We start from the raw sequence: 13,319 nt of genomic DNA, 5'->3' as shown, positions 1-13,319 counted from the left end.
GGGGTAGAAAAGTCGGACGACGGAAAGTCAGCCATGGGTTGCAACACTTTATGTAAAGACATAATGTTCGCAGCTTAAGTGACGTTGAAGGCATCCTGCAAATGCAATCCAGTCTGACCGAATGTGAAGTCGCCCAACTGCGCGCATCGGCCTCCAAGGCCTGTGCGCTGCTCAAGGCCCTGGCCAATGAGGATCGCCTGTTGATCCTGTGCCAGCTGACCCAGGGCGAACGCAACGTAGGCGAACTGGAAAAAATGACCGGCGTACGCCAACCGACCCTGTCCCAGCAATTGGGGATCCTGCGCGATGAAGGACTGGTCGCGACCCGTCGTGAAGGCAAGTACATTTTTTACGGTCTCGCCAGCCACGAAGTGATCCAGGTGATGAAAACCCTCTCCGGGCTTTATTGTGGGGCGGTGTTTAAAAGCTGGGTTCAGCCCTGATGCCAGCCAACTCAACATAACCCTGTGGGAGCGGGCTTGCTCGCGAAGGCGGTGTGTCAGCCAATGTTTATGTCTACTGACACAATGCTTTCGCGAGCAAGTCGAATCGTCGCACCGCCGCTCCCACATTGGTTTTGTGTATTGACTAGAAAAATCCTTGCGTGCAGCAAAAGGAACAAGCAATGAACGATCAACACTGGGGCCCATCCATCAGTGCAGATATCGTGGTCATCGGCGGCGGCACCGCAGGCATCGGCCTGGTCGCCAGCCTGCTCAAGCGTAGCCCGCAGCTGAACATCACCGTGATCGAACCCGACTCCCGGCACTACTATCAACCGGCCTGGACGCTGGTCGGCGGCGGTGCCTACAACGTGGAAAACACCGTGCGGCCGATGGCGTCGGTGATGCCACGCGGGGCCCATTGGCTGCAGGCTGCCGTGACGGGCATCGATCCCGACAAGTGCCAACTCACCCTCGGTGACGGGCGCACGGTCAGCTATCAAAACCTGGTGGTCTGCCCCGGCCTGCGCCTGGCCTGGGAGAAAATCGAAGGCCTGGAGGACACCCTCGGCCAGCATGGTGTGACCTCCAATTACAGCTATCGCCACGCGACCTACACCTGGGACCAGGTGCGGAAATTGCGCGGCGGCAAGGTGCTGTTCACCCAGCCGGGCATGCCGATCAAGTGTGCCGGCGCGCCACAAAAGGCGCTGTACCTGTCCTGCGATCACTGGAACAAGACCGGTGTGCTGAACAACATCGAGGTCGAGTTCAATCTTGCCGGCGCGGCGCTGTTCGGAGTGCCGACCTTTGTCCCGCCGCTGATGAAATACATCGAGAAGTACAAAGCCCGGTTGGCGTTCAACTCGAATCTGGTCAAGGTCGACGGCCCGGCGAAAACCGCGTGGTTCGACGTCAGGGATGCCGATGGCAGTGTCACCCGCCAGGCAAAGACCTTTGACCTGCTGCATGTCGTTCCGCCTCAGGTGGCCCCGGATTTTGTCGCCCGCAGCCCGTTGGCCGACGCCGCCGGCTGGTGTGAGGTCGATCCCCACAGCCTGCAGCATCCGTGTTACCCCGGCGTCTTCGCCCTGGGTGATATCTGCGGCACCACCAATGCAAAAACCGCCGCGGCGGCGCGCAAGCAGATCGTGGTGGTGGCCGAAAACCTGTTGGCCTGGCGCAAGCAACAGCCGCTGCCGCTGAAGTACGACGGCTATGGCTCCTGTCCGCTGACGGTGGAGAAGGGCAAGGTGATCCTTGCCGAGTTCGGGTACGCGGGCAAGTTGCTGCCGACCTTTCCCCTTGACCCGACGATACCGCGCTGCTCGGCGTGGTGGCTGAAGGCGACACTGCTGCCGTGGTTCTACTGGAACGGCATGCTCAAGGGCCGCGAGTGGCTGACACGTGTGTCCAAGGTGGACTGAGAACTCCCTATGTTGCTGGCAAGTCTGTTTGGTGTAGTGATGGGGTTGGTGCTCGGCTTGACTGGCGCCGGCGGCGGTATCCTTGCGGTCCCGGCCCTGGTGTTGGGACTGGGCTGGAGCATGACCCAGGCCGCTCCGGTGGCGTTGTTCGCGGTGGGCAGTGCGGCAGCGGTCGGCGCCATCGACGGCTTGCGCCATGGCCTGGTGCGTTATCGCGCGGCGCTGCTGATCGCCGCGCTCGGTGCGGTGTTTTCGCCGGTGGGCATCTACTTTGCCCATCAGTTGCCGGAAAAAATCCTGATGATCCTGTTCAGCCTGCTGATGGTCGTTGTGGCCGGGCGGATGTTGCGCCGCGAGCGCAAGGATGCGGGCCCCAGCGATCACGGTCAGGCCAACTGGGGCCAAAAGAACTGCATGCTCGATCAACAGACCGGGCGCTTTTCCTGGACCGCCAAATGCACCGCGACCCTCGCCGCGCTCGGGGCCGTGACTGGCGTGGTCTCGGGATTGCTGGGGGTGGGCGGTGGTTTTCTGATCGTCCCGGCCTTCAAGCAACTGACCGATGTGCAGATGCGCGGGATCGTTGCCACGTCGCTGATGGTGATCAGCCTGATTTCGGCGATCGGCGTGATCGGCGCCTTCCATGCCGGGGTGCGCATCGATGGTTTGGGCATCGCCTTCATCGTCTCCAGCATCGTTGGCATGATCATCGGCCGCAAGCTCTGCGCCCGGGTGCCGGCGCGGGCGTTGCAAGTCGGTTTCGCCAGCATCTGCGTCGTGGTCGCCGCCTACATGCTGTTTCGGGCCAACGCCTAGCCGGTACCGGTTCCTGTGGACGCCACCGGGGTCCACAGGCCTACATCCTAAGTGGCGAGCCTCGCCGACCGGCGGTCTTACGCCATGGTGCTCACGCACCGCCGGCCCATCCAAAGCAGCTGCAAACCAGCCCCAAGGCAGCGTATGGCGCCGCTCGTCAGGTTTCGATAATCGCCTCCGACACTCAGTCCCCGTTTCGGAGCGCGCCATGCACAACAATAAGAACGTCACGCATCGTTTTCTGCCTGCCTTTATCGCCAGCCTGTCTGCCCTTGGCCTGAGCCAGGTGGCCGAGGCAGACATCATGCTGTACGACAAGGACCAGACCACGTTCTCCACCGACGGCTACATCAACGCCTTCTACGTGAACAGCGATGTCGACCGCGCCGGCGATCAGTTCGACCGTCGACAGGCGCGGGTCAAGATGGGCTTTTTGCCCAACTACCTGGGGTTCAACATGGGCAAGCAGGTAGACGACCTCAAGCTCGGTGCTCGTGCCTCGTTCTGGGTCACCATCAACGACAGCGAAACCAACGGCACCGACACCGCCATCGATGTGCGGCAGTTCTTCGGCACCGTGGCCAACCCGGAATGGGGCGAAGTGCTGATCGGCAAGGACTTCGGCCTGTTCGCCCGTTCCAACATCCTGCTCGACGAAATGCTTGCCGGTTATGGTCAGGTCAGCGATACGTTGGGGCTGGTGGATGGCGGCGGGGTGTCGTTCGGCAACATCGGCACCGGTTACCCGTATCCGTTCCCGACCTCGCAGATCACCTATCGCACCCCGGTAATGGACGGTCTGCGCGTGGCGGTCGGCATCATGGACCCGGTGGACACCAACGACAGCAGCCCGACGGGCAAGGCCTACCAGGAAAACCCGCGTACCGAGAGTGAAGTCACCTATCAGTTCGACCTGGCCGGTGCCAAAATCTACAGCTGGGTCAACGGCAGCTACCAGACCTCGGACAACACCGATTCCACGGTCGATACCGTCACCTCCAAGGGTGTCGGTTATGGCGTGCAGGCGAAGATGGGCGGCTTGTCCCTCACCGGGTCCGGTTTCCAGGCCAAGGGCATCAACCCGTTTTTCACCAACAATGCCGGCGAGCCGACCCTGCGCAACGTCGACAGCGACGGCTACCTGATGCAGGGCTCCTACAAACTGGGCAAGAACCGCCTGGCCTTGTCCTACGGCAAGACCAATGACGATGGCAACGGCGTGGTCGGCAGCGGCGCGGACTACGAGACCCGCGGCATCGCGTTGTTCCATGACGTGAACGACAACCTCAAGCTGGTGGCCGAGTACAACCAGTTCGAAATCAACGGCCACGACACCGACGAGCAGAACGAAGACACCGACACCTTTGCCGTGGGTGCGGTGCTGACCTGGTAACCCCGGGAGGTGGCCCTGGCCGTGCGCATCGCGGCGAGGGTCGCCAACCGTCTCATCCCATCGAAGCGGCTACCCGCTACCCAAGTAGCATTCGTCGCACCCCACGGACTTCGTACACTCGTGCCTCATACACACGCACCTGCGGGAGGTAAGGATGCAGCAGAGCGAAGGCGTCATCAGTGCAATGTCCCAGGCCGCCGATGCCCGGCAGGTGGCGCAGGAACTGGCACGACAGTTGTTGCATCCGCACCTGGGGTTCGTGCTGTTCTTCTGTTCCGCCGAGTACGACTTGCAGGCGCTGGGCCAGGCCTTGCAGCAAAGCTTCGGCGGTATTCGCCTGGTGGGCTGCACCAGCGCCGGGGAAATCACCCCCCTGGGCTACGGGCGCAATTGCGTGACGGCGGTGGGTTTCGATCACCGGCACTTTTCCATTGCGATCGAGCTGATCGACCAGATGGAGCACTTCAGCCTGATCGACGCCCAGCAAATGGTCGAGCGCCTGGTCAGTGGCTGTCGCAGCAACACCCTGGCGCCGATCAAGGGCAACAGCTTTGCCCTGACCCTGCTCGATGGCCTGTCCAGCCGCGAGGAAATGGTCCTGGCGGCCTTGAGCGCGGCACTGGGCGACATTCCGCATTTCGGCGGTTCGGCCGGCGACGACAACTACCTGACCCATACCCATGTGTACTTCGATGGCGAGTTCCACAGCGGCGCGGCCGTGGTGGTGCTGGTCAATACCTGGCTGGATTTCGAAGTGTTCACCACCCACCACGTGCTGCCCCGCGCCGAGAAGCTGGTGGTCACCGGGGCCGACAGCGCCTTGCGCCGGGTCTTCGAACTCAATGCCGAGCCGGCTGCCGAGGAGTACGCCCGGCACATCGGCGTGCCGGTGGCGCAGCTCGATCACCGGGTTTTCGCCGCGCACCCGTTGGCGGTGCGGATCAACCAGCAGTACTACGTGCGGGCCATCCAGCAGGTGCATCCGGACCTGAGCCTGAGTTTCTACTGCGCCGTGGAAAACGGCATCGTCCTCACCGCCATGACCCCGGGGCCGATGCTGCCGAACCTGCAGAGCCTGTTCGAGGGGTTGCAGGAGCGTCTGGGCGATTTGCTGCTGACCATCGGTTGCGACTGTTTCCTGCGGCGTCTGGAACTCGAAGACGACGGCAGTCTTGATCAGATCGGCGCGTTTTTGCGTGAGCAACGGGTGATGGGTTTCAACACCTACGGAGAACAGTTCAATGGCATGCACATCAACCAGACCTTCACCGGCGTTGCCATTGCCCGCGGCCGTGCCCCGGGACATCGCTGAGCTGCAGGCCGAACTGGCCGGGCTGCGCCTGGAAAACCATAAACTGCAGCGCATCAATGGCGCGCTGATCGAACGGGTCGAGTCCGGGGGGACTCGCGGCAACGATCCGTACGCGGCATTCCAGCATTCGGTGGTGCTGGCCGAGCAAGTGCGTGAACGCACCGATGCCCTGAACCAGGCCATGGCCGAACTCAAGGCCGGTAATCATCTGCTCAGTGAAGCCCGCCTGCGCGCGGAAACGGCGCATCAACACCTGATCGATGCCATCGAAAGCATTTCCGACGCCTTCGTGCTGTTCGACGCCGACCAGCGCATCGTGCTGTTCAACAGTCGCTTCAAGGCGTTCTGGAGCAACAGCCGGGTGCGGATCAATGCCGGCATGCGCCTGACCGAGGTCAAGCGGCTGATGATGAACAACGCCCTGTTCACCGAAGAGCCTCGCGGGCACGCCGACGAAAACCTGCTTTACCGTCTGCAGAACGGGCGTTGGCTGCAAGTCAGCGAGCGGCCGACCCAGGAAGGGGGGCGGGTGATTCTGTTCACCGACATTACCGACGTCAAACTCAGCGAAACCATGCGCCGCGAGCAGGCGGTGGCGCAGAAGTCGCACCTGTTGCAACGGGCGGTCGACAACCTGTCCCAAGGGGTGGCGATGGTCAGCGCCGAGGGCATCCTGGAATTGTGGAACCGGCGCTTCCTGGAATTGAGCGGCCTGGCGCCGGTGGCGGCCCATCGCCCTTTTGCCGAAGTGATCGCCGACAGCGAGTTGAACCTGCTGACCCCTGCCAGTCGCGACGGCAACGGGCGACCGGTCCGCGAATGCGAGCAGCGCCTGTACGATGGCCGGGTCCTGGAAATCCGCACCCATCCGTTGCCCACCGGCGGTTTCGTCAACACCTTCACCGACATTACCGAGCGCTACCAGCACGCCGAAGCGCTGAGTGAAAGCGAACACTGGATCCGCCTGATCACCGATCACGTACCGGCATTGATTGCCTACCTCAATGCCGACCTGGTCTACGAGTTCACCAACAAGGTCTACGAGGAGTGGTACTGCTGGCCCCGCGGCGTGATGCTCGGCCAGAGCCTGCGTGAAGTGCACAGCGAACAGCATTACCAGCGCCTGGAGTCCTATGTGGCCAGGGCACTGGCCGGCGAGAGCGTGACCTTCGAGTTCGCCGAAACCAACGTCAACAACCAGGAGCGCTACATGCTGCGCTCCTATGTGCCCAACCGTCTGGCCAGTGGCGAGGTGGTGGGGATTTTCGTGCTGATCCGCGACATCACCGAACGCCGCCGCACCGCCGAGGCGCTGCATCAGGCGTATCAGAACCTTGAGCTGCGGGTACGCGAGCGCACGGCGGAGTTGACCACCCTCAACGACCAGTTGCTGCGCGAGATCGATGAGCGGCGCCTGGTCGAGTCACGCTTGCGCGAAGCCAAGCAGGAAGCCGAGCAAGCCAACCTGTCGAAAACCAAGTTCCTCGCCGCCGTCAGCCACGACCTGCTGCAACCGCTGAATGCGGCGCGATTGTTCACCAGTGCCTTGCTGGAACGCCGAGAGCCGATGTCCAGCGAGATTCTGGTACGCAACGTGAGTAATTCCCTGGAAGACGTGGAGAACCTGCTCGGCACCCTGGTGGATATTTCCAAGCTCGATGCGGGGGTGATCAAGGCCGACGTCGCGCCGTTTGCCCTCAGTGAACTGCTGGACAACCTGGCCGCCGAATACACCCAGGTGGCGCGCAGTGAAGGCCTGCAATTGCACTTCATCGGCTGTTCGGCGCTGGTGCGCAGCGACATCCAGTTGCTGGCGCGGATTCTGCGCAACCTGCTGAGCAACGCGATTCGCTATACCTACAGTGGTCGCGTGGTGCTCGGTTGCCGGCGGCATCATCAGTGCCTGACGATCGAAGTCTGGGACAGCGGCATGGGCATTGCCGAGCATCGCCTGGAGGAGATTTTCCAGGAATTCAAGCGCGGCGATGTGCAGCGACCGGATCAGGATCGCGGACTGGGCCTGGGCCTGGCGATCGTCGAGAAAATTGCCGGCATCCTCGGGCATCCCATTCATGTGCGCTCGTGGCCGGGCCGGGGTTCGATGTTCTCGGTCGAAGTACCCTTGAGCGCCACCGCGCCGACACCGCCGCCGACGCTGCAGATGAGCGAGCCGATGCTTGAGCGCCTGCGGGGTGCCAGGATATGGGTGCTGGACAATGACGCGACCATCTGTGCCGGCATGCGCACCTTGCTGGAGGGGTGGGGGTGTCGGGTGGTGACGGCGCTGTCGGAGGAGGACCTGGCACGGCAAGTGGACAACTACCGCGCCGAAGCCGACTTGCTGATCGCCGACTATCACCTGGATAACGATCAGAACGGTGTCGATGCAGTGGCCCGGATCAATGCCCGTCGTGCCTCACCGATCCCGGCGATGATGATCACGGCCAACTACAGCAATGAGCTCAAGCAGCAGATCCGCGAGCTGGGCCACACCCTGATGCACAAGCCGGTGCGGCCGATGAAACTGAAGACGGCGATGAGTCATTTGCTCGGCAGGCCTTGATTTTCTGGGTGTCGGTGCTGGCCTCTTCGCGAGCAAGCCCGCTCCCACATTTGATCTTCATCAAACACAGATTTTGTGTACGACGCAGGTCCAGTGTGGGAGCGGGCTTGCTCGCGAAGGGGGCGCCGCGGCCTGGCTGACTCAACGCCGCAGATAAGACCCGAAATCAATATCCCCGGCACTCAGGATCGCCTGCACCCGGTTGTGCACGTTGAGCTTGCGCAGGATTGCCGAGACGTGGGCCTTGACCGTGGTCTCGGCGATTTCCAGGGTGTAGGCGATCTGCTTGTTCGATTCGCCCTTGGTCATGCGCTCCAGCACTTGCAGTTGCTTGCGGGTCAGGGCCTGGAGCAGTTCGGGCGGGAAGCTCGGGGTGTCGTTCATCCGCCGGTGGGTGCTGCTTTTGGCGGTGCGGATGATGTCCGGGGGCAGGTAGACATTGCCATTGAGAATCTGCTGGATCGCATCGGTCATCTGGGCGCGGGGTGACGATTTGGTGATGAAACCCACCGCGCCGTAGGTGATGGCTTGCAGCACGATCTGTTTGTCCTGCTCGGCGGAAACAATCACCACCGGAATGGTCGGCGCTTCGTTGCGCAGGTTGATCAGGCCATTGAGCCCGTGCATGCCGGGCATGTTCAGGTCGAGCAGGATCAGGTCCAGGTCGTCGTGTTCCTGGGTCAGGGCCAGGGCGCTGTCCAGGTCGGCGGTTTCCATCACTTCGCTGCCGGCAAAACCGTCGCTGATGACGTTGTGAATGGCTTCACGAAACAGCGGGTGATCGTCGGCAATCAGGATTTTGTACATGGCCTTTCACCTCATTATTTTGATTATGGTGTGGCAACAACACGCACGCGTAAAGCTCAGGGAAAGGGTTCGGGCCGGGCAGGCGAAACCGGCAGGTTGGCCGCTTGCCAGGCGTCCAGGCCATCGCGATACCAATACAGAGTCTTATAGCCCATGGTGGCTGCGCGCTTGACCGCATTCCAGCTCAACCAGCAGTCGGAGCGGCAATAGAAGACCAGCGGTTGGGTCGGGTCGCCGGCGGTCAGCTTTTGCAGGTTGCCGGCGAAGTAGTCCTGCCATTGCGGCGTCAGGTCGCCATCCCCGGTATTGGCCAGCCAATGGCTGCCGGGCAGGTTTTCATGGGGCTGGTCTTCGATGAATTGCCCTTGCAGCCACTGACGGCGGTAGACGTCGATCAGCAGTGGGCGTGGGGTTTGGCCGAGCAGGGTTTGCAGGGTGAGGGTATCGACGATGGTTGCGCCTTGCAGTTGGTCGGGCGTCGGGCTGCGGTACAGGCCGATGCGATAACCCTCGGCGGAGAACAGCGCTGTGTCGGCCTGCGCGGTGCTCAGCAGCAGGCCCAGCGACAGGGCGGCGAGAGTAGGGCGCAACAGGCAACGTCGGGCACGTGGCATGGGTTCGGTCCTTATAGTTATGGACCTATTACATGCCAGTCGGGGGGCGTTGGGAATGCGACGATAGACAGGTAAACCAGTACTAAAGTAGTAATTCTCCCTGTTCAATGAAGATCCCCCACCGGGGATTGTGGTGTTAGCTGGCTTTGCGCAAGGCAGCATGCTGCGGGTTGAAGGTCAGCACGGCGAGCAGGGCGAACAGCAGCGTCAGGCCCACGCACACCGCCAGCGCCAGCGGATTGAAGCGTTCATACAGGGCAAAACGCACCAGTTCCACCGCATGGGTAAAGGGATTCACCGCGCACAGCCAATACAGCCACTCGCTGGCCTCGCGCATCTTCCACAGCGGATACAGCGCCGATGACAGGAAAAACAGCGGGAAGATCACGAAATTCATCACCCCGGCAAAGTTCTCCAGCTGGCGGATCGCATTCGACAGCAACAGGCCCAAGGCGCTGAGCATCAACGCCACCAGCAGCAGGGCCGGCAACGCCAGCAACAGGCCCATGGCCGGTGGCTGCACGCCGTAGACCCAGGCAATCGCCAGGAAGGCATACACCTGCAACAGCGAAATCAGCGACGTGGCCAACAGTTTGCTGCACAGCAGAAAGGTGCGGGGCAGGGGACTGGTCAGCAGCACCCGCATGCTGCCCATCTCGCGGTCGTAGACCATCGACAGTGATCCCTGCATGCCGTTGAACAGCAGGATCATGCAGGCCAGGCCGGGAATAATGTAGACCTCGTACGGGATGTAGGTGTCGTAGGGCTCGATGATCGCGATCCCCAGCGCTGCGCGAAAACCGGCGGCGAACACCAGTAGCCACAGCAGCGGCCGCACCAGGGCGCTGAGAAACCGCGTGCGTTGCAGCACAAAGCGCAGCCACTCGCGCAGCACGATGCCGCTAAAGCATTGCCAGTAAGCGTTCATTGGGCAACTCCCGATGTTGTCAGGCGGGTGAAGGCCGAACCGAGGTCACCACCGTGTTCCAGGCTCAGGGCATCGGCCTGCCCACTGGCCACCAGCCGGCCTTGATGCAGGATCAGCAAGTCATCCCCGGGCTGCACTTCGTCGAGCAGGTGGGTGGTCCAGAGCACGCTGATGCGCTCCTCGCGACACAGGCTGCGGATGTGCTGGTTGAGTGCCAGGCGACTCGCCGGGTCGAGGCCGACACTGGCTTCATCGAGCAGCAACAGGCGCGGCTCATGCAACAGGGCACGGGCAATTTCCACCCGGCGACGATGGCCGCCATTGAGTTCGCGCACCCGTTCGCGACGGCGATCGGTCAGGGTCTGACGGGCCAGTTCGGCGTCGACCCGAAGGTCGGTCTGGCGCCGGGACAGGCCATGCAATGCGGCGTGATAACGCAGGTTTTGCTCGACGCTGAGGTCCAGGTCCAGGGTGCTTTGCTGGAACACTACACCCAACTGCTTGAGTGCCGGGCGTGCCGCGCTGCGCAATGAATTGCCACCGACGCGGATCTCGCCGTGCTGCAGATCATAGAGCCGGGTGAGTAGGGCAATCAGGGTCGACTTGCCCGCGCCATTGGGACCCAACAGCGCGGCGAAACGCCCGGGTTCCAGGCTGAAACTCACCTTGCGCAAGGCCTCTCGGGCGCCGTAGGCGAAACTCAGGTCGCTGACTTCAAGGGCGTTCATGGCGTCACCACTACGCCCCAAGGGTAGCGTCCGACTTTCACCGATTTGCTGACCTTGAGGCTGTCGACATCGATCACCGAGACATCGCCGCTGACGCCGTTGGTGGCCAGCAGTTGCTTCTGATCCGGGGTGAATGCCATCTGCCAGACTCGTCGACCCACCAGCAGGTAATCGAGAATCTCGAAGGCCTTGGCATCGATCACCGCCACATGATTGGCCGGGCCCAGTGCGACGAAGCCGTACTTGCCATCGGCGCTGAGCTTGATGCCGACCGGCTGGACCTTGTCCGGGTGCACGCCCTTGATCTGGAAGTTCAGGGTCTTGAGCACGGTGCGGCTGGCCACATCGAGAATGGTCACGGTGCCGCCGATTTCCGCCGAGGCCCAGAGCTGGGCGCCATCGGGGGAGAACTCGACGAAGCGCGGGCGCTGGTCGACCAGGGTGCTGTCGGCCAGGGTCTGGGTGCTGGTGTCGATCCAGTGCAGCATGTTGGTGGTTTCGCTGGTGTTGACCGCCCACTTGCCGTCAGGGCTGACGGCCATGCCTTCGGGTTCGACACCGACGTTGATCTGGCCGAGCACCTTGGACGTCTCGGTGTCGATCACCGTGACCAGCGCATCGTCCTCGTTGGAGACGTACAACCAGCGATTATTCGGATGCAGGGCGAATTGCTCGGGGTCTTTGCCCGAGGGCAGTTCCTTGATGATCTTGCGCGTGGCCACGTCCATCACCTGGACCCGGTCCGAGTCGCTGGCGCAGATGTACAGCAGTTTGTTGTCATGGGACAGCAGCAGGCCGCGGGGGCGCTGGCCGACGGGCAGGGTGTCGGTGACTTGCAGGGTCTGCAGGTCGATCAGGCTCAGGCTGTTGTCCTTTTCGTTGGAGACCCAGGCAGTGCTGGCAACGGCATGGCCAGCGGCGAGCAGCATGATGCAAGAGAGCAGGGTGCGGCGCATGGCGGATTCCTTGTTGTTGTGATTATCGGATCAGGGAAAACGGCAGCTGACCTCGGGTTTGTCGTAGCCCAGGCTGTCCATCTCGTTGAAGGGGTGCAGAAAGCCGTCCTGGGGTGAGGTGCTGACCAGCGCCCGTGGCTGGACGATGGGAATCGGCTGGCGCAACTGGCCGTTCCACGGCCGATAGCTGAGCTTGCGGCCCTTGAAGCCGTCGAGGGGCAACTGGTCGCTGATTTCCAGCGTACGGATCGCCCTCGGCTCGGCCTGGCGCAGTTTGCTCACGGCGCTGGCGATACTGCGCACGGCCATCCATGCCGCGAAATCACGGTCATTCATCCAGCGCCCGGTCAGGGCTTCGAAGCGTTTTTGCAGCTGCGCGGCGCCGTAGGTTTCCACGGTCTTGTGCCAGCCCACCGGGGTCAGGCCCTGGGTGCCGGCGACCGGGCGCGGGTACCAGGTCTGGTAGGGCACGTATTCTCCGAAGTCGCCGCGTTCATCGGCCACCAGTACCACGTCGTACTCGGCGGTCTGGGTGAACAGCGGCATGTCCGCCTGGGCGCTGCGGCGTTGGTCGTTATCGAAGCTCCAGAGTTTTTCCGCCACCAGTTGCAAGCCAAAGCGCTTGGCACCGCGGCGCAGGGCGGCGGCATAGGCTTGATCGTCGGGCGTCGGGCCGACGATCAGCAGCGCCCGCTGCCATTTGCGCAGCACCAGAAACTGCGCCAGCGCATCGGCGAGCATCGCCCGGCTCGGCAAGGTATGCAGCACGTTCGCCAGGCAATCGGTGGTGCGCAGGCTGTCATCGGGGCTACCGGCGTTGAACAGCAGACTGTCGGGCAGTGCTGCACTCAATTGGCGCAGGCTGGTCGCGGGGGCATTCACCACAAACAGGCGCAGGCCTTGTTCATGCTGCGCCTTTGCCGCTTCGAGCAAGGCCTCGGGGCTGTCGACATTGGCGCTGACCAGGTTGTAGCCGTGGTTGAGAAAACGCCCGGTGCTGTTGCTGTCGGTGATCGCCAGTTCGGCGCCGCGCAGCCCGGCATCGGTGGGCTCGGGGATGACGTTGGACAGCAACGGCCCGGGGTCGGGGCGATAACCCAGGTAGCCGATCCGCACCTGCAAGGGCGCTTCGCTGGCCTGGCTCTGGGTGGCCAGACCGGCGGCGCAGGCAATCGCCAGCAGGTAGATCAGGGCGTAAGGGATGAGCGGGCGCATAGGGCACTCCATTACAGGTAGCGCCAGCTTAGGTAGCCCGTGAAGCTGAGGAAATATGCAGAAAGTACCGGTGGTGTCCATCCAGCGCCTTACTACCAAGGGACTAGGTGGCGACCA

The 13,319-nt window shown here is 62.5% G+C and carries 12 protein-coding genes; 6 read left to right on the top strand and 6 right to left on the bottom strand.

What is annotated here, in order from left to right:
• Nucleotides 1-101 precede the first annotated feature (101 nt).
• The 6 genes from AB4O40_RS04700 (at nt 102) to nahK (ending at nt 7,954) form a co-directional block, all read left to right on the top strand.
• Entirely contained in the window at nt 102-443 is a 342-nt protein-coding gene (locus AB4O40_RS04700; RefSeq protein ID WP_056727818.1) for an ArsR/SmtB family transcription factor, read from the top strand.
• 182 nt (nt 444-625) lie between these two features.
• Nucleotides 626-1,870 carry an FAD/NAD(P)-binding oxidoreductase gene (locus AB4O40_RS04695; RefSeq protein ID WP_056727816.1) on the top strand — a complete coding sequence of 415 codons (1,245 nt, stop codon included), beginning with the start codon at nt 626-628 and terminating at the stop codon, nt 1,868-1,870.
• Between the two features lie 9 nt (nt 1,871-1,879).
• Nucleotides 1,880-2,686: a sulfite exporter TauE/SafE family protein gene (locus AB4O40_RS04690; RefSeq protein ID WP_056727814.1), complete on the top strand. Its 807-nt coding sequence runs from the start codon at nt 1,880-1,882 to the stop codon at nt 2,684-2,686.
• Between the two features lie 208 nt (nt 2,687-2,894).
• The gene (locus AB4O40_RS04685; protein WP_223542606.1) at nt 2,895-4,079 is read left to right on the top strand and encodes a porin; all 1,185 of its coding nucleotides are present in this window, start codon (nt 2,895-2,897) and stop codon (nt 4,077-4,079) included.
• Nucleotides 4,080-4,233: 154 nt separating this feature from the next.
• Nucleotides 4,234-5,391 carry a nitric oxide-sensing protein NosP gene (gene nosP / locus AB4O40_RS04680; protein WP_223542605.1) on the top strand — a complete coding sequence of 386 codons (1,158 nt, stop codon included), beginning with the start codon at nt 4,234-4,236 and terminating at the stop codon, nt 5,389-5,391.
• Nucleotides 5,321-7,954 (top strand): hybrid sensor histidine kinase/response regulator NahK/ErcS', encoded by a 2,634-nt coding sequence (nahK, locus tag AB4O40_RS04675; RefSeq protein ID WP_460055800.1) that lies wholly within the window; start codon nt 5,321-5,323, stop codon nt 7,952-7,954. The genes nosP and nahK overlap by 71 nt, the downstream gene beginning before the upstream one ends.
• A 141-nt stretch (nt 7,955-8,095) precedes the next feature.
• Here the strand turns inward: nahK and AB4O40_RS04670 are convergent, their stop codons facing one another.
• The 6 genes from AB4O40_RS04670 to AB4O40_RS04645 all read right to left on the bottom strand — a co-directional run bounded on the left by AB4O40_RS04670 (nt 8,096) and on the right by AB4O40_RS04645 (nt 13,202).
• On the bottom strand, nt 8,096-8,761 hold the full coding sequence (locus tag AB4O40_RS04670; RefSeq protein ID WP_007976602.1) for a response regulator transcription factor: 666 nt from the start codon (nt 8,759-8,761) through the stop codon (nt 8,096-8,098).
• 56 nt (nt 8,762-8,817) lie between these two features.
• The gene (locus AB4O40_RS04665) at nt 8,818-9,375 is read right to left on the bottom strand and encodes a PQQ-dependent catabolism-associated CXXCW motif protein (RefSeq protein WP_460055803.1); all 558 of its coding nucleotides are present in this window, start codon (nt 9,373-9,375) and stop codon (nt 8,818-8,820) included.
• A 136-nt stretch (nt 9,376-9,511) separates the two neighbouring features.
• On the bottom strand, nt 9,512-10,303 hold the full coding sequence (locus tag AB4O40_RS04660) for an ABC transporter permease (RefSeq protein ID WP_056727804.1): 792 nt from the start codon (nt 10,301-10,303) through the stop codon (nt 9,512-9,514).
• Nucleotides 10,300-11,031 carry an ABC transporter ATP-binding protein gene (locus AB4O40_RS04655; protein WP_460154673.1) on the bottom strand — a complete coding sequence of 244 codons (732 nt, stop codon included), beginning with the start codon at nt 11,029-11,031 and terminating at the stop codon, nt 10,300-10,302. Before AB4O40_RS04655 ends, AB4O40_RS04660 begins: the two co-directional genes overlap by 4 nt.
• Nucleotides 11,028-11,987, bottom strand: a complete 960-nt coding sequence (locus tag AB4O40_RS04650; RefSeq protein ID WP_223542604.1) for a YVTN family beta-propeller repeat protein — start codon at nt 11,985-11,987, stop codon at nt 11,028-11,030. The genes AB4O40_RS04655 and AB4O40_RS04650 overlap by 4 nt, the downstream gene beginning before the upstream one ends.
• Nucleotides 11,988-12,017: 30 nt before the next feature.
• Nucleotides 12,018-13,202, bottom strand: coding sequence for an ABC transporter substrate-binding protein (locus AB4O40_RS04645; RefSeq protein ID WP_223542603.1), 1,185 nt, complete (start codon nt 13,200-13,202; stop codon nt 12,018-12,020).
• Nucleotides 13,203-13,319 lie beyond the last annotated feature (117 nt).

It is taken from the genome of Pseudomonas sp. S2_F07, assembly GCF_054668325.1.
Note: the sequence above shows the minus strand (reverse complement) of the source record. Positions and strands in the feature narration are given on the sequence as shown.